The sequence below is a fragment of the Pseudoalteromonas sp. SANK 73390 genome (assembly GCF_054966645.1).
This window is the reverse complement of record NZ_ARPN01000109.1, coordinates 192,708-209,390: the sequence shown is the minus strand read 5'-3', so window position 1 is coordinate 209,390 and position 16,683 is coordinate 192,708. Positions and strand designations below refer to the sequence as shown.

The 16,683-nt window shown below is 40.2% G+C and carries 15 protein-coding genes and 1 pseudogene; 6 read left to right on the top strand and 10 right to left on the bottom strand.

Going from position 1 to position 16,683, the window contains the following annotated elements; all coding sequences use genetic code 11:
- The first annotated feature begins 99 nt into the window (after positions 1-99).
- Complete coding sequence (locus SANK73390_RS14895; protein WP_462766862.1) at positions 100-1,608, top strand: S10 family peptidase; 1,509 nt, start codon at positions 100-102, stop codon at positions 1,606-1,608.
- A gap of 116 nt (positions 1,609-1,724) precedes the next feature.
- A pseudogene (locus SANK73390_RS14890) lies at positions 1,725-2,533 on the top strand (DUF2797 domain-containing protein).
- On the opposite strand, the gene SANK73390_RS14885 reads toward SANK73390_RS14890, so the two are convergent.
- Positions 2,512-5,028, bottom strand: coding sequence for an EAL domain-containing protein (locus tag SANK73390_RS14885; protein ID WP_462766861.1), 2,517 nt, complete (start codon positions 5,026-5,028; stop codon positions 2,512-2,514). The pseudogene SANK73390_RS14890 and the gene SANK73390_RS14885 sit on opposite strands and share 22 nt — an antisense overlap.
- Positions 5,029-5,105: 77 nt before the next feature.
- Between SANK73390_RS14885 and SANK73390_RS14880 the strand changes: the two genes are divergently transcribed.
- On the top strand, positions 5,106-5,411 hold the full coding sequence (locus SANK73390_RS14880) for a hypothetical protein (protein WP_261591670.1): 306 nt from the start codon (positions 5,106-5,108) through the stop codon (positions 5,409-5,411).
- A gap of 2 nt (positions 5,412-5,413) precedes the next feature.
- On the opposite strand, the gene SANK73390_RS14875 is transcribed toward SANK73390_RS14880, so the two are convergent.
- From SANK73390_RS14875 to SANK73390_RS14855, 5 genes are all read right to left on the bottom strand, one after another.
- Positions 5,414-6,331, bottom strand: coding sequence for a histone deacetylase family protein (locus SANK73390_RS14875; RefSeq protein ID WP_462766860.1), 918 nt, complete (start codon positions 6,329-6,331; stop codon positions 5,414-5,416).
- 121 nt (positions 6,332-6,452) lie between these two features.
- On the bottom strand, positions 6,453-6,977 hold the full coding sequence (locus tag SANK73390_RS14870; protein WP_462766859.1) for a gamma-glutamylcyclotransferase family protein: 525 nt from the start codon (positions 6,975-6,977) through the stop codon (positions 6,453-6,455).
- 19 nt (positions 6,978-6,996) lie between these two features.
- Complete coding sequence (locus SANK73390_RS14865; RefSeq protein ID WP_462766858.1) at positions 6,997-7,623, bottom strand: LysE family translocator; 627 nt, start codon at positions 7,621-7,623, stop codon at positions 6,997-6,999.
- Positions 7,616-8,401 carry a hypothetical protein gene (locus tag SANK73390_RS14860; protein ID WP_261591664.1) on the bottom strand — a complete coding sequence of 262 codons (786 nt, stop codon included), beginning with the start codon at positions 8,399-8,401 and terminating at the stop codon, positions 7,616-7,618. Before SANK73390_RS14860 ends, SANK73390_RS14865 begins: the two co-directional genes overlap by 8 nt.
- A gap of 2 nt (positions 8,402-8,403) precedes the next feature.
- A complete protein-coding gene (locus SANK73390_RS14855) occupies positions 8,404-8,877 on the bottom strand; it encodes a CreA family protein (RefSeq protein ID WP_462766856.1) in 474 nt (157 codons plus the stop codon).
- Positions 8,878-8,944: 67 nt separating this feature from the next.
- Between SANK73390_RS14855 and SANK73390_RS14850 the strand changes: the two genes are divergently transcribed.
- From SANK73390_RS14850 to SANK73390_RS14840, 3 genes are all read left to right on the top strand, one after another.
- Positions 8,945-9,274, top strand: coding sequence for a 5-carboxymethyl-2-hydroxymuconate Delta-isomerase (locus SANK73390_RS14850; RefSeq protein ID WP_261591662.1), 330 nt, complete (start codon positions 8,945-8,947; stop codon positions 9,272-9,274).
- A 56-nt stretch (positions 9,275-9,330) separates the two neighbouring features.
- Positions 9,331-10,041, top strand: coding sequence for a 16S rRNA pseudouridine(516) synthase RsuA (rsuA, locus tag SANK73390_RS14845; RefSeq protein WP_462766854.1), 711 nt, complete (start codon positions 9,331-9,333; stop codon positions 10,039-10,041).
- Positions 10,042-10,166: 125 nt separating this feature from the next.
- Positions 10,167-11,798 carry a methyl-accepting chemotaxis protein gene (locus tag SANK73390_RS14840; protein WP_261591660.1) on the top strand — a complete coding sequence of 544 codons (1,632 nt, stop codon included), beginning with the start codon at positions 10,167-10,169 and terminating at the stop codon, positions 11,796-11,798.
- 220 nt (positions 11,799-12,018) lie between these two features.
- Here SANK73390_RS14840 and SANK73390_RS14835 read toward each other — a convergent pair whose 3' ends face one another.
- The 4 genes from SANK73390_RS14835 to SANK73390_RS14820 form a co-directional block, all read right to left on the bottom strand.
- Entirely contained in the window at positions 12,019-13,347 is a 1,329-nt protein-coding gene (locus SANK73390_RS14835) for an ATP-binding protein (RefSeq protein ID WP_462766851.1), read from the bottom strand.
- On the bottom strand, positions 13,331-14,020 hold the full coding sequence (locus SANK73390_RS14830; RefSeq protein WP_261591658.1) for a response regulator transcription factor: 690 nt from the start codon (positions 14,018-14,020) through the stop codon (positions 13,331-13,333). Before SANK73390_RS14830 ends, SANK73390_RS14835 begins: the two co-directional genes overlap by 17 nt.
- Before the next feature lie 3 nt (positions 14,021-14,023).
- Positions 14,024-15,697, bottom strand: coding sequence for a cyclic peptide export ABC transporter (locus tag SANK73390_RS14825; RefSeq protein ID WP_462766849.1), 1,674 nt, complete (start codon positions 15,695-15,697; stop codon positions 14,024-14,026).
- 196 nt (positions 15,698-15,893) lie between these two features.
- Positions 15,894-16,670, bottom strand: coding sequence for an amidohydrolase (locus tag SANK73390_RS14820; protein ID WP_462766848.1), 777 nt, complete (start codon positions 16,668-16,670; stop codon positions 15,894-15,896).
- Positions 16,671-16,683: the final 13 nt, after the last annotated feature.

Sequence of the window (16,683 nt, the reverse complement as noted above, 5' to 3'; positions counted from 1 at the left end):
GCGCCAATTATCCCGCTATTTTTGGTATTTGACTCATACCCTTTGAAAGTTGTGCAAAAAACAACTGTAATGTTATAAATTTATTCATTGGGGAAAATCATGAGCCTAAGTAAGTTGCTGACAGTTTGTGTTATTGCAATTAGCCTTAACAGCACAGCAGCGGAACATAGCCGCACCATCGATATTGACAGTAAGGTGGTTAGTAATCATCGTGCGACCATCAACGGCGAACGTATCAACTACAGTGTGACATCTGGCACCCAACCAGTTTGGAATGAAGAGGGTGAATCAACTGCAACGCTATACTACAACTACTATAAAAAAGATAAAGTAGATGATATCAGTAAGCGCCCACTATTAATTTCATTTAACGGTGGACCGGGCTCTGCTTCAGTTTGGATGCATATTGCCTACACAGGACCTCGTATCTTAAAAATAGATGACGAAGGTTACCCTATGCAGCCTTATGGGATGAAAGATAACCCACACTCAGTGCTTGACGTTGCCGATATTGTCTTTGTAAACCCAGTAAAAACGGGCTATTCACGCATTTTACCTAATAAAGACGGGAAAATGCCCAGTGCAGATGAACAAAAGGCGCAGTTTTTTGGTGTGAATGCCGATATAAAATACCTAGCTGATTGGATTAATACCTTCATTACTCGCAATAACCGCTCGTTATCACCTAAGTTTTTAATTGGTGAAAGCTATGGCACAGTACGCGTTTCAGGGCTTGCTAAAGAATTACAACAAGCACATTGGTGGTTTTTAAACGGTGTTGTTTTGGTATCCCCTACTGATATTGGTATCAAACGCGATGGCCCGGTCAAAGCCGCAAACCGTCTACCCTACTTTGCAGCAACTGCGTGGCATCACAAAGCACTACCAACGCAATTACAGCAAAAAGACCTAAACGAAGTACTCGCTGAAGTAGAAGCTTTTACAATTAACCAATACTTACCTGCATTGGCTAAAGGCGCATTCATTTCGCCAAGCGAGCAGCAAGAGATTGCACAGCGAGTTGCACATTATAGTGGCCTGTCTAAAGCATTTGTTATGCGCAGTAATTTAGATGTCAGTAATAATGCATTTTGGAAAGAGCTACTTCGCGATAAAGGCTATATTTTAGGCCGATTAGATTCTCGCTATCTAGGTATCGACAGAAAAGAGACCGGCGATAAACCTGATTATTACCCTGAATTAAGTGCTTGGTTGCATGCATTTACACCTGCTATTAATCATTACCTTCGTGAAGAATTAAATTACAAAACAGATATACAATACAAAATGCTCGCTAATGTATACCCTTGGGATCGCAGTAAAAACAACACTGGTGAACAATTACGTGAAGCGATGGCTGAAAACCCCTATTTAAACGTACTGGTACAAGCCGGCTACTATGATGGTGCAACCAACTACTTTGATGCTAAATATACTATGTGGCAATTGGACCCAAGTGGCAAAATGCGTGACCGTTTAAGCTTCAAAGGGTATCGCTCTGGTCATATGATGTATCTGCGTAAAGAAGACCTAAAGACCTCAAATGATGATTTACGCGAATTTATTAAAGCATCGTTAAAAAGCCAAACACAATCAGCAAAATATTAATCACCTTCAGATTTAGTGCCAATAGCGACGCTATTGGCACTAAAGCATCTATACACATTGTGACTTAGCAAATGCCTTGGTAGTATCGCCCTTTTAACATCTTTAGGGGCGTAAAGATGCAAGGCACTTTAAGCAAGCTAAAAGCACAGCTTACCCAACCAATTCAATATCAATTACCCATTGGCAACGAACTTGTGGATTTGAATAACTACATGGGTAAACAAATCACACTAACTCACACTGGCAATATTTTCTGTTGTAACTGTGGCAAAAAAACCAAAAAAGTTATTCTCAAGGACATTGCTTTGTTTGTATGCGAAAGCTTGCAAGCTGCGATATGTGTATTATGAAGCCAGAGACTTGCCATTTTGACAAAGGCACTTGCCGTGAACCTCAGTGGGGGGAAGAGAATTGTATGATCCCCCACTATGTTTATTTAGCAAACACGTCAGGTTTGAAGGTAGGTATTACACGTCATACACAAATTCCAACTCGATGGATAGATCAAGGTGCTACCCAAGCATTGCCTATTTTTAAAGTACAAACTCGATTGCAATCAGGTTTAGTTGAAGTAGCACTGGCACAATTTATCGCAGATAAAACCAACTGGCGCAATATGCTCAAAGGTGTGGCAAGTGAAGTAGACTTAAAAGCCGCAGCAAAAGAGCTTATTCCACAAATTCAAGAAAAGTTAGACGAATTAGCTGAACTTTTTGGTGCCACGGCCATTGAGTGCCTTGATGAAGAAGTAGTAGACTTGAGCTTTCCAGTTGAACTGTTCCCAAGCAAAATCACTTCTTTTAACTTTGACAAAAACCCTGAAGTAACAGGCGTTTTGCAGGGCATTAAAGGCCAATATCTCATTTTTGATACTGGCGTGATCAACATTCGTAAATTCACTTCCTATGAAGTCACTTTCTCTTGATGATAAAAACGTAGCCAGTCATCACAACATAAAGGTTTACAATACATATAACCTTGAATGGTATTGCAGGCCAGTTTTTGTAAAAACTGGCGCTGCTCTGGCTTTTCAACGCCTTCAGCCACAACCTGCAAGTTCAGCGCCTTTGCCATCGCAATAATCGCCGCTACAATCTCGCTATTACCATATTCGTCTGGAATTTTAGCCACAAAGCTGGCGTCTATCTTTAAGGTATCTATCGGTAATTTAGTCAAGTAACTAAGTGCTGAATAACCTGTACCAAAATCATCTAAGGCAATGGAAACACCTAAGCTTTTTAACTTTTTCAGCTCACTTTTTGCATCGTGCAAATTACTGATGAAGCTACTCTCAGTAAGTTCTAGCTCAACAAAATGCCCACTCAATTGATGCTTTTTCAAGACGCTGGATACTGTCTGTGCCAACTCTCCTTGGCATAAATGCTGCGCCGACACATTAATGGCAATACGCTTAACATCGCTGCCTTGGCGACGCCAAAGCGCCATTTTTTCACACGCTTTATTGATCACCCATTGGTCTAGTTTAATAATTAATCCAAGCTCTTCAGCCAAAGGGATAAACTGGGCTGGTGAAATCATGCCTAAATTTGGATCATTCCAACGTAGTAAACACTCTACACTCGCAACTTTGTTACTCACCAAGCATTGCAGTGGCTGAAAAAACAATTCAAATTCATTATGATCTAAAGCATATTGAAAGCGACTTAACATGGATAAACGCTCAAGTGAGCGTGCATTCATAGATGCTTTATACAGTTGAAATGAGTTACGACCTATTTCTTTAGAGCGATACATAGCCACATCCGCGTGCTTGAGCAATGTTTCACTGTCTTCACCATCTTCTGGATATATAGCAGCGCCGAGTGACGCTGTGGCATTGACGCATATGTCATTCAGTTCAAATGCAACACTCAATTGATTTAGCACTTTATCAGCAAAACCCACAACATCTGAGATATGATTAACTTCTGTGAGCAATACCACAAATTCATCTCCCCCTAGGCGCGCCAACGTATCGCCCTCTTCTAACATTCCTTTTATTCGCTCACTTACCTGCACCAGTAATTCATCGCCCGCACTGTGCCCTAAACTATCATTCACTTCTTTAAAACGGTCTAAATCAATAAATATGACCGCTAGTTTGTGATTGTCACGATGCGCACAGGCCAACGCCATAGATAATCTATCATAAAATAAACGTCGGTTTGGTAAACCCGTCAACTCATCAAAATAGGCCAAACGCACGATTTTCTCTTCAGCATTTTTACGTTCAGTTATATCGCTAAAAATAGCGGCATACAGCATATCATCGCTGTACGGCTCATTGATGGCTATGATAGTTAACCATTCAACATATACTTCACCGCACTTTTTACGGTTAAAGATCTCTCCTTGCCAAACACCTTTAGCTCTTAACTCTGCCCACATCTGATCATAATATTCTTTACCATGAACACCTGAGCTGAGAATACTTGGGCTTTTACCAACCACCTCATAGTCTTGATAACCTGTTAATTCACTAAAAGCGGGGTTAATTTGTAGTATTTCTCCATCTCCACGGGTGATCATAATGCCATCTAACGATGCATCAATAATACGGTTAGCAAGATAGAGGTTTTTCTGCGATTTACGCAGTGCCAAGTCTCGCTGTACAAGTACCTTCTCTAATTCACTACAATAAGCTGTTTCTATTTCGGTTAGCACATTTTTAAGAGGCAATAAACCTATCACCTTCGCTGAGCTAGGGTCTTTAACGACTAAATGGCGAATTGACTTTGCTGTCATTAGTCTATACGCATCAAATAAGCTATCTTTTGGGCTAACTTGTAACAGCGGGTATGTTGCTAATTCCCAACATGGCATACGCCAATCAGGGTTAAGTAGCATGTAGGCAATATCTCGTTGCGTAATTATGCCATATTCCGCCAAGTTACTGTGATACACTAAAACAGCTGTAACACCACGTAAACGCATCACTTCTATTACTTTAGAAACACAATCAGTCGCTTTTAAGATAATAATATTGCGATTGTAATGATCGTCAATAGGGCGAAAATGTAAATAATGATCCAAGCCTTGATTGCGGACAATATCTGATAGCGATACTACACCGACAGGCTGGTTGTGCTGATTCTTTACTAGTAAATGGCGAATACCTAGCTGATGAAACTTTATTGTGGCTTCGCTGAGGGTTTTATCGACTTGTATATCATGCACCGGAGTGGTCATAGAGGACCCTATGATGGTATTTACAAAATCAGGGTTATTAAAATTAAGCTTTACACAGTCTGACTCTGTCCAAATCCCTACTATCTGCTGCTCCTTGGTTACGAAGATTGAACTTACTCTTTGCTTTCGCATTAACCTAACAGCTGCAACTAACGGAGTCTGATGATCACAAGACAATAATTGATTAGAAAAAATATCTTTAATTTGTAATTGGCGGTTATCAGATACCATTACATATAGCCTCGCATTCTTACTAGAATACGCAGTATAATGTTGTACACGTTTTATACTTTGATTAAGAACAAACTATGACAATAAAATATTACCCATTATTGCTGTGCCTAGAAGAAAGTATTGAATATATTCAAAATGAAAATGATCTAAACGATGCAACTTTTTACCTATCGCAATCACAAAAAAGTATAGCGATATGCTTATATAAAACAGGGCAATGCTATGATTTATATGGTAATGAAAAACCGATGTTAAACTTACAGCAGCTCACTGAAAAGGTTCAACAAGCATTGATAGATGATGGCCAATGCTGCGTGCAAAAAGTGCTGCTAGAAACTCCCCAGCAAGCATTTGACTTACTCGCTCATACAGACCATTAAACTTACCCTTCGACCAATGCTTTAATATGGGTAGACACGCTGCGCCCAAGTGCTGACAACGCATAACCGCCTTCTAAAAATGAAATAATCCCCTTTGCTTGTGTGTCTTTTAGCACTTTAATCACTTGTTCAGTTAGCCATTGGTAGTCAGCTTCAACAAATTGTAGACCAGCCATATCGTCTTCAATATGTGCGTCAAACCCAGCGCTGATAAAAATAAGCTCAGCATTAAATTCACGTAATTTAGGTAGCCACTGTTGATTGAATAGTGCGATTAAATCTTCTCCCTTGCTCGCAAGAGGCAATGGAGAGTTAATAATATGCTCGTTATTTTCGATTTCAGTGTTAGGGTAAAACGGATATTGAAACAACGAGCAAAATAAAATATCGCTACGCTGCCTAAAAATATCTTGCGTACCATTACCATGGTGAACATCAATATCTAAAATAGCAATACGCTCAACACCTTGTGTTTTTGCATATTCAACAGCAATCGCTAAGTTATTAAATACACAAAACCCAGATGATGTCTTTTTATTCGCATGATGTCCCGGCGGACGTACACTACAAAATGCGGCGTCAAGGTTGCCTTCTAACACTTCATCTACTGCTAATATGCCAGCCCCTACAGCGCGTTCTATCGCTTTAAATGAATCTGGACATAACCACACATCATCAGCAAATTGTTGAGTACCATGTTGTGGTATCGCTGCGCAAACAGCTTTGATATGTGACGATTCATGAACCAACGCAAAATGCGACATATCAGCTTTTGGTGCCTGCATATGTGAAATAGTAGCATCAACGCCTGAGGATAACAGGCGATCTGTAATAGCATCTAAACGTTCAGGGCATTCTGGGTGATCCATGCCCATCTTGTGCTTTCGACAATGAGGGTGGCTTATCACAGCTGTACGCATAACAATCCCTTATTAAATATTTGTATAAGTGTATCAAGCAAAACATCCGTAAGCAGTGCGACTTTGGTGTTATTTATAATTTAACTTATATAAAAAAGTGGTTACCAGAGACTTTATACCCTTAGATGTTTTTCTTCGCTTGCATACTTTGATATAACAGCCACTCTCGCTGAGCTCGCTCTAAATTATGATCGGCAATATGACTTTGCGCTTGTATTGAAGCAACGTAAGCTGGCGAAAAACGATGCTCTAAAGCACCGTTTAAAACATGTTGCACATACCAATCAAACGGCAAATGATCATCAATAAAAGTGTTAGCAATATAGCTATAAGCTTGTACCATACCGTGTTCTAGGGCTTCAACCTCAAGTGTTGTACGGTCGTAGCGCGCCCCTTCAATAGCATCTAACTTGGTTGTTTCACACTCATCTAAGGCGTACAATACGCCCATAACTACATCGCTATCGCAGCCTGTTTTTTCTATAGTACATTTGGCTGAGCCATCAGTGCTGAGCATATTAAATGTTAACTGATATTGGTATAACTTAGCGACACCTAAGCATTGCGCCTTGGGCAAACGAGCAAGCAGCCTTTGGCTAGACATATTTGAGCCAAACGCAAAATTAGTATAGGGCCTATTACTCATACTCTGTTACACCCTATATTCATAAAACAACACGAACCGCTAACGCTATCAATACAACGCCTATACCTCTATCGAACCAATGCCCTGCACGTTGAAAAAATGCCCGAACACGTGCTTTGCTTAACACGATTGCTAAAAAAGAGAACCAAATCCAAGTAGCCAATGCCATATACAAGCCATAAAATGCTTGCACGCCAGTTGGAGTGGTTGGCGCTATAACCAAAGTAAACAGTGACAAGAAGAACAAGGTTGCTTTAGGGTTGAGCGCATTCACTAAAAAGCCGCGACGCATCGCTTGCAATGCCGTTTCAGCGTGTTGTTTGCATGTTGCCTCTTCACCTTGTGATTGAGACGCAGGTTTAGCACGCAATGCTTGCAACCCCATATAAGCTAAATACGCGCCTGCTGCGTATTTAAGCAAATTAAATAGTGCTGGTGATTGCGATAATACAATCGCAACACCAAGCAAACAGTAGCTAACATGTACTAAAATACCTAATGCTACTCCTCCACTGGTCCACAATGCATTAACACGGCCACGCTGAATGCTTTGTTTTAATACCAGCGCGAAATCAGGTCCGGGACTTGCTACTGCAAAAAAATGAGCCAACGCGATGAGTAAAAATTCATCTAAATATTCAAACACCACTTTGCTCCTTTAACATCAGCAGTGCGGGATTAGGCGCGTCTTTTACATAGCTTTCAATTTGCTTACGTGCTTTCTTATATACACTTTTTAGATGCGGCTTCAGGTGTTTTTTACCATCCACTTGTGGTTTAAAAAAGCAAACTAAGGCATGCATAAAAACAGTTTGCGCTTCAGTTAAGGCTGCCTGACGATTGGCATAAGGGTTATAACATGAGCCACACCCTCCTTTAAACTGATACACCGTGTTGCTCATCATCACGCCAAAACCCATAAAACATGCTAATGCATCGCTAGCAGCTGCGACTTGCGGCTCACCACCTGGTGGCATGATACCTTTTTGATAAATCATCACCGTTGCTAAACTGCCGGCAAAACTGGCAACCAAATCTTGCGGTTGGTTAATTTGATTTGGATTGTACGAAAGCTGTACATCATGCACAGGTTGAACGTTTAACATCGCCTGTTCACCACGCATTGTATCGCTAAAACTAAATACTGGCATACTTTGATGCGCAGGCAAATTAATAGGACTGACCAACTGTAATGGCCATGCTTGCAAACCAGCATACTCACGAACTCGTTTGAATACGGTTTGTGCCATTTGTTCAACACTTGATACTTGATCTGGGAAATACTGCCCTGTAGGTTCAATTATTTTTGTATCAGATAAAAAGTACTGAGCATCAAAGTGCTCACATGCCCAAATAAATGTATCCATTAGCCATGCAACTTCGGAATCATTTAACAAAGGTTTTGATTTAAATAACGCTAGCATAATTACTCAGTTCTCGTTGCCCATTCCCAGGCTTGTGTATTGTATAGTGGTACTGTAGACAACGCATGGTGGTGGCTACCGCTGGTTTCTTTCGTAGAATAAGATAAATACAATAGTGTGCGTGCTTTGGTGTCATAAATACGACGTACTTTTAATGATTTGAATAAAATACTCTTAGAGGTTTTAAATACAATCTCACCATCTTTAGACAAATCTACTTGCTGCATTTGCTGCGCTGTAATTTCGCCAGTTTGACGGCAGGCAATCGACATATCTGAAGGGTCTGAAAAGTCAAAATCTGCTTCAACATGACTAATATGACAAGTAACACCTGTCACGATAGGATCTTGTTGTGCCGATACCACCACATCTTTAGTCGTAAACAAACCTAAGCTCACTTTAGCCGCATCGTCACTACAACCACTCAAAGTCATCACAGCAGCTATCGTTGCCAAAAAAAATCTGTATTTATGCATCTAGTATTTCCATATCAATGGCCTAAAATATACGCCCATTTACGCATATTTGGACCAATAAGTCATCATGCCACATATAATCATTGAACACGCAGAGCACTTACCTATTCCAACTCAGCAATTGATAGAACATATTCATCTCGCAACAGAGCAAACAAAGCTCTTTGATGTCAGCACAATAAAAACTCGTGCTCTTGGTTACACGGCCTTTAAATTACAACCTGGGAAATGTGGTTTTGTACACATTCAAGCACATTTGATTGCAGGGCGCAGTGAAACGCAAAAGCAATTGCTTAGTGATACGCTTTTAAACACATTAAAAGCGATATTTGATAATAACTGGTCACTCAGCGTTCATCCATATGACTTACAGCCTGAGATATACCGAAAAAACTGATCAAAATAACGCAATCACGTATAATGACCATCCACTAAAATTAAAGATAAAACATTATGAAGTTTCCTTGCCGACTAGATAAATTTTTAAGTCACCTAGCCCAATTGCCACGCACCAAAGTCAAAGCGGGTATTAAAAAACGTTATGTGACGGTTAATGGTAAAATAGTAACGAAATTTGATCATTCTATTACTTTGGACGATCTCGTCACTTGGCAAGGTGAACGCCTACAGTACTTGGGTAAGCGCTATTTTATGCTGAACAAACCGGTCGGATATGTCTGTGCTAACAGTGACGAAATGCACACTACCGTATTCGAATTATTGAATGAACCAAACTTAAAAGATTTTCATGTTGCTGGCCGCCTAGATATCGACACCACAGGGCTTGTGCTGATCACCAACGATGGTGATTGGTCTCATCAAATCACCTCTCCTAAAAAGCAAAAATTTAAAACCTATTTAATCGAAACTCAAGCACCGATAACAGAAGAAGCACTTCAACAGCTACGAGATGGTGTGCAGCTACATAACGAAAAGCAACCAACTCAACCCGCTATTGCTGAACAACTTGCCAGCTATAGTTTGCGCTTGTCTATTTGCGAAGGTAAATACCATCAGGTGAAACGTATGCTTGCAGCTGTTGGCAATAAAGTGATTGAATTGCATAGAGAAAAAATTGCTGACATTACACTAGATAACACCTTAAAAAGTGGTGAATATCGCCCTTTAACAGAGCAGGAGATAAGCATAATCAATGCAAGCTAAATATATTTCCTCCTCAGTATGAGGAAATATCATCTCTATTTGTGACCAAATACGCTATATGTTACTTACATGATTTCAATAAACATGATAGATAATAATACTCTATTATCTGAAAGGGGCGTATCGTGCTATCAGGTTTAACATTAAGAATTAAAATAATACTTTTCGCCGCGGCTATTTTCCTCTCACTTTTATTAGTCGCCATTTTAGGATTACAAGCATTACGTCATGCCAGCGAGTCTGACAATATAGCGCGAATTAATCAGCTAATGAAAAGCACTGCAAATATCGTGGCACAGTTTGAAGAATACGTGCAAACAGGCGCTCTAAGCGAAGAAGAGGCAAAAAAGCTGGCAACACAAATGCTCAGAGAAAATAAATACCATGACTCTGAATATGTTTATGTGGTCGACGATAAACTAAACTTTATTGCCACTCCACACGACCCACAGCTTCACGGGACCAGCTTTAACGACTTTAAAGATGCTAATGGTAACAGTATTGGTCGTATGGTTGAGCGGCTGGTAGGGCGTAAAACGAATCAAATTATTACTTACCAATGGGATTCTAGGCGCGAAGGCGAAGTCGTAGACCTCACTTCTGTGGTGCAAAAAACACCTGAGTTTGGCTGGTATGTCGGCACAGGGATCAGCGCCAAAGAAGTAGATGAACGTTACTGGAGTACAGCGCAGTGGTTGCTTAGCCTTTCATTATTTATCGCCGTTGTATTAACTTTTGCACTGGCAAAATTTGGCTTTAGACTCTCAAATAAACTGGGCGGTGAACTTGACGAAGTACTCTCCATAGTTAAGCAAGTTTCTCGTGGCAATTTAAGCTCCCCAATAAATACCAGTAACGCCAAAGACGATAGTATTATCGCGGCCATGAGTTACATGCAAAAAGGTCTACAAGGTGTGGTTGGCGGAATAGCATCAGTCAGTGATGCCCTTAAATCACAAAGCAATGATGGTGAGAAGCGCTCAAATGAACTAGAACAACTCACTCACAGCTTAAGTAGCGAAACGCAAATGGTCGCCTCTGCAATTACCCAGTTAACCGCCTCAGCGCAAACAGTTGTTGAGCATGCTGACCAAACAGCAAACTCAGTTCAAGAAGCTGAAAACCAGGGGCAAAATGCCGACAAACTCACTACGGAAGCTGCCAAAACAATTGTATTATTGGAGCAGCAAATTGACAGTGCAGGTAATAATATTCAGACCTTGGACGAAGAAGTTAGCAATATCGCCAACGTACTGAGTGTGATTCAAAGCATTGCTGAACAAACCAATTTACTCGCCCTTAATGCTGCTATAGAAGCTGCACGTGCAGGTGAACAAGGCAGAGGCTTTGCTGTAGTCGCTGATGAAGTGAGACAGCTTGCACAGCGCACTCAAACTAGCACTGAAGAAATTCATACTATGATTGTTAAACTACAATCTGCTACACAAGAAGCGAAATCGTCGGTTACTGTGTCCATTCACACCAGTGAAAAAACCGTAACCATGTCAAAAGAAGCAGGCGAAGAGCTGCGTAAAGTTGCCAGTTCATTGAGTGAGATATCACAGATGAGTCACCAAATAGCTCATGCAGCAAAAGAGCAGCTTGAGGCTGGGGAAGATACTGCACGGCGTATAGTGACCATTTCTGACACCGCCTCGCAAACTGAGAGTGTATCAGAAAAAGCACATCATGCTACCGATAGCATTAAAGAGTTAACGGTTAAGTTAGAAGCGGAGGTAGCGAAGTTTAGTTGCTAGGGCTTGTTGAACTTTGAGGTATGAGTTTTGTTCAAATCAAAGGCTTTCAGTGCTCGAAACGATCAATACAGCATAATAGCTTATGTCAGTTGCGAGTAAAAAAGTTGTCGAAGCCTTTGCTTGTAGTATTTTCCGAGCAGCGCCCTGCGCTTACACGCCTATAACTACAGATTTAAAAGGGCCTTGTCGCCCTTTATTTTTATTTGCTGTGCAATATTTATCAAGCACAAGCATCACTTGTAGCCAGCTCAGCTTCACAATTTATTGGCAACATCAAGGTTATTTTAGCGCCCCCTAAATCAGAGTCACAAATATTTAATTTACCATTATGGCTATTTAAGATACTGGCAACAATGGATAGGCCTAAACCAATACCCGGTACATTACGACTACTGTCTAAACGCAAAAATGGTTTAAGTACCGCTGCGCGTTTATCCTCAGGGATACCTGCCCCATCATCTTCAACCACAATACATACATAATCGTTATCTAGATAAGTACTTACTCGTATCGTTTGTGAAGCAAACTTACAGGCATTATTCACCAAGTTTTCAACAGCTCTAGACAATAGCTTTTTATCTGCCCCAACGACTATATCGGGTGTTATTTGGCTAACAGCTTTAATATTGGAGTAAATAGGCGCACTTCGGCTAACAATTTTGTGCAGCATTTTATCTAATCTACAAGTTTGTATTTTAGGTTCTCGACGCGCTGCATTGAGCCCTACATATAAAAACCAATCATCTAATAGCTCATCTAAAGCATCTAAGTCTTCATCCATAAATTGAATGGTTTCTTGGTATTCCTCAGTACTTGTGCAACTACGCGTCATATCGAGTGCAAAGCGTAAACGCGCTAGTGGTGTTTTTAAATCATGTGAAATACCGTTTAGCATATGTTGATGCTCTTCGAGTAAATTTTCAATTTTTGTCGCCATGGTATTGAAATGACTAGCAAGTACGCTATAAGGCGCTGGCATTTGCGTTGACACACGTAATGAAAGCTTGCCTTGCCCATAAGTTTCATAGGCGTTAAGTAGCTTTTTGATATATTTTTTATGCATATGAACATAGCAATAAACAAACAAAGCCAGCACCATTAAAATGGTAACAAGTAACGATTGCCAATAAAGTAAATATGCCTGCTTATCAATGTGCATCTTCGACATTTTTAATATTTGCTCATTTCGCAAATAGTAAGCCGTCACTTTGTCTTGCGTCCAACCACTTATTAACTCAATCACGCTGCCATCTCGCGTTAATTGTGCCAAGTCGAGCTCTAAGTCTTGGGTATTTTGTATCGATAATAACTCTAACTCATAACCAAACTGACCAGACCAATAATGCAGTAAATCTTGGTCAATGGGCGCTTGAGCAGCTTGCTTATTAATGACTGAAAAAATACTGTCCACAATGGGTCGCTCTTCTTTTACTCGAATGTCGACATACTTAGTATCGAGTAAAATCACGGCAATAAAAATGCTACAGATAAACGCTGCAGCACAATAGATAAATAAACGTTTAAACATTTGTTCACTCGCGTAATACATACCCCACTCCCCTAACCGTTTTTATGTACTTATAGGGAGGGACATTGTCGTTTATTTTTTTTCGCAATGAAGACAATCGCATATCTATAGAGCGATCATGTCCATCATACTCGATACCTCTGACTGCGGAGATGATACTTGCTCTATCAAGAATCTCCCCAGGATGAGACATTAAATAATACATCAAGCTGAATTCAGCTTCAGTCAGTTCAATAGGGCTATCGTCTAAGTGAAAACTGCGATTACTGGTGTTTAGTGTCAAATCTTGAATTTGAAATACTGACTTTCTACAACTTGGCGCTTGTCCCGCTAAACGGCTCAGTGCTTTCACTTTTGCGACCAAAATATGTGGTCTAACAGGCTTCGTAATGAAATCATGTACGCCTAGCGCAAGCGCATCTGCTTCTAAGTATTCATCATTACTGGCAGTCATCATAATAATCACGCCTGTAAACTCTGGAAGTATTTGTTCTAATACACTAATACCATTAAGCCTTGGCAGCATCATATCTAATAAGATGACATCAAAAAGTTCACCATTTATCTTCTCCAGTGCCACTTGCCCATCAAATGCACAAGTGACTAGATAGCCTTCATGGCGCAGCACATGAGATATCATATGGCTTAACCGCTTATCATCTTCCACCAATAAGATGCGCTTTTTATTTGCCATTGCTTACTCCTTGCAATTATCTAATACTTTAAAGAATTGATTATTTTGTGTTATTTCAGCTGGTTTGGCGTGCGCACGCAAAGTAAGCTGCCCATCTCTCAACTCCATCAAGCGATCTGCTGTATGATAATAGTTATCATCATGAGAAACGATAATGACAACTTTACCTTGTGCTTTTAATGAAGGTACTATTTCTTCGTAAAATACTTTTTTAAATACCGGGTCTTGATCCGCAGCCCACTCGTCAAGCAAGACAATAGGTTTGTGTTCAATGTAAGATTGAATAAGCGCTAAGCGTTTTCTTTGCCCCTGTGAAAGCGAGGTCTTACTCCAGTTACCTTCTATGATTTCTACCGCTTTGTCTAATCTTAATAACGTAACCAACTGCTGCAATAACTGCACATCCTCAGGTGAGTCATTCACTAAAATACGTTTAAAGACCCAAAAGTCCGCTGCAATCAAACTAACGCACTCGCGATAACTTGGCAAATTATCAGCATCAACCGCAATATCACCATAATTCATAACCCCCTGAGTTGGGCTATACAACCCGGCGAGCAACTTAAACAAAGTCGATTTACCACTGCCATTGCCACCAATAATAAATGTAGCCTCACCCGCTTTAAACTCACACTCTACAGGACCAATTTGAAACCCTTTTTCAGCGTTTTCCTGCGATTCATATTGATAAGTAATATTACTCAACTTAAGATTCAAGTTACTACCTAATGCAGCAATTTCAGACTCTTCTTCAACTTCTTCATCGGATAGCTCTAAGCTTTCTATTTTCTTAAATGCGACCTTTGCTTCCATTAAATCAGTAGATGCTTGTGTCACTTGCTCAATCGGCTCAAGAATAAACAATAACGTTAAGATATAGCCCACCACCACGGTTTTCTCTAACCCTAGCGTCATACCTAGGTAATACAAAATCACCCCAAGTATTGCGAACAAAATAAATTGACCCCAATGTTCAAGCATGCCGAATAGAGTTAACGCGCCTCGATTATTTTTTCTAAGTAGCTCTAAGGTACTGCGAATATCTGTTCTCACATAACTTTGGCGTTTTGAATCAAGAGAGAGTTCCTTTTTGCCTTTAACAATGGCTTCATAGTGCTGCATTAGAGTATCGGCACACTCACGAATATTTTGTAAATATTTACGTGATAGTAAAATGATGACCGTAAAGCTCAATCCGGCAAAAGCAATTAAAGCAAACACATACATCAAGGCTGTGAGTGACAAGTAGGCCATATAAGCAATCGCACAAACAATGATGGAAATATTCGCAACCATTTGTGGCAACACCTGAAAAAACTTAATAGCGGTGTCTACATCTTTGCTCAATGTCGCATTCACTTTTGGTAACCCGACCTTTTCCACCCGTTCAAAAGAGGTGCCCAACACTTTATCAACTAAACGGCTATGTATATCACGACTGGCATTAACGACTAAGCGAATTTTAACAAGTTCATTTATAACGCCAAGCCCCAGCAAAACTCCAATAGCAATGAAAAATTCTTGCGCTGAATATTCAATCGTATCAACACCAGAAGTAAGTGAGCTATTAATAATTTGCAGTACATGCATACTAATAACCCCCAGTAAAATCCCCATTGGTAGGGTAAAAGCAAAATACCAAAAGTACTTTTTATAAAGTCGATTTAAGCTTTCCAATTGAATTCTCTCTTATCCTTAAATTAATACATCAGTGCGCACACCTTCAGCATAAACGACTGAGTTGCACGTTAAGATATTTGTACCACAAATTGCAGAAAAACTTAGTAAGGAATAGTAATGGTATGACGTCTATCTACATTTTCTATTTATGGTTTTATACTAAGAAAAACGCCCATAATGGGCGTTTTGGCACTTAAGCAAGAGTAAATCCATCTGCCTCTTGTAAGAATGGAAAACGACTTCTTACCTCTAAGAGCTCTGGTAAATCTAGCTCAATATTCAACACAACTTCCTTATTCGCTGCATACAACAAGGTTTCTCCCAAGGGATCAACCACCATTGAGTCACCGCTGTATGCCACTTCATTTCCATCTACACCAACACGATTAAGTGCAACCACATAACTTTGGTTTTCAATGGCTCTAGCAGGAATAAGGCTCTTCCACTGTAATGAACGCGCTTTTGGCCAATTTGCCACATACAAAGCAACATCATACTGGCAATCCAAATTCCGCGACCACACAGGAAAACGCAAGTCAAAACAAATAAATGGTGCAATACGCCACTGACCTAGCTGAAAAATAGCTCGCTCAGTACCTGCGCTATATTGGGCATCTTCACCAGCAAACTTGAATAAATGGCGTTTATCATAATGAGAGACTTCACCTTTAGGCGTTACCCATAAAAAACGATTAACATATTTATTGTCAACTTGCATCATCATGCTTCCGCATATGACCGCATCATGCTGTTGTGCAATCGACTTCATCCAAGCAACCGTTTCACCATCGGTGCCCTCAGCAATACCTGCGGGCTTCATGTCAAACCCGGTTGAAAACATTTCAGGTAAAACAATTAAATCTCGACCTGAAACAGTTTCTAATTGCTGCTCAATAGCGGCTCTGTTTGCTGCTGCATCTTGCCAAATTAAATCTAATTGCAACATGCTCAACTTTAATTTTTCGCTCATCTTCTCGTTCCAC

Bases quoted from the DNA above. Each gene is read 5' to 3' on its own strand.
- SANK73390_RS14895 (WP_462766862.1), top strand. From the start codon at position 100: ATGAGCCTAAGTAAGTTGCTGACAGTTTGTGTTATTGCAATTAGCCTT.
- SANK73390_RS14885 (WP_462766861.1), bottom strand. From the start codon at position 5,028: ATGGTATCTGATAACCGCCAATTACAAATTAAAGATATTTTTTCTAAT.
- SANK73390_RS14880 (WP_261591670.1), top strand. From the start codon at position 5,106: ATGACAATAAAATATTACCCATTATTGCTGTGCCTAGAAGAAAGTATT.
- SANK73390_RS14875 (WP_462766860.1), bottom strand. From the start codon at position 6,331: ATGCGTACAGCTGTGATAAGCCACCCTCATTGTCGAAAGCACAAGATG.
- SANK73390_RS14870 (WP_462766859.1), bottom strand. From the start codon at position 6,977: ATGAGTAATAGGCCCTATACTAATTTTGCGTTTGGCTCAAATATGTCT.
- SANK73390_RS14860 (WP_261591664.1), bottom strand. From the start codon at position 8,401: ATGCTAGCGTTATTTAAATCAAAACCTTTGTTAAATGATTCCGAAGTT.
- SANK73390_RS14855 (WP_462766856.1), bottom strand. From the start codon at position 8,877: ATGCATAAATACAGATTTTTTTTGGCAACGATAGCTGCTGTGATGACT.
- SANK73390_RS14850 (WP_261591662.1), top strand. From the start codon at position 8,945: ATGCCACATATAATCATTGAACACGCAGAGCACTTACCTATTCCAACT.
- rsuA (WP_462766854.1), top strand. From the start codon at position 9,331: ATGAAGTTTCCTTGCCGACTAGATAAATTTTTAAGTCACCTAGCCCAA.
- SANK73390_RS14835 (WP_462766851.1), bottom strand. From the start codon at position 13,347: ATGTATTACGCGAGTGAACAAATGTTTAAACGTTTATTTATCTATTGT.
- SANK73390_RS14830 (WP_261591658.1), bottom strand. From the start codon at position 14,020: ATGGCAAATAAAAAGCGCATCTTATTGGTGGAAGATGATAAGCGGTTA.
- SANK73390_RS14820 (WP_462766848.1), bottom strand. From the start codon at position 16,670: ATGAGCGAAAAATTAAAGTTGAGCATGTTGCAATTAGATTTAATTTGG.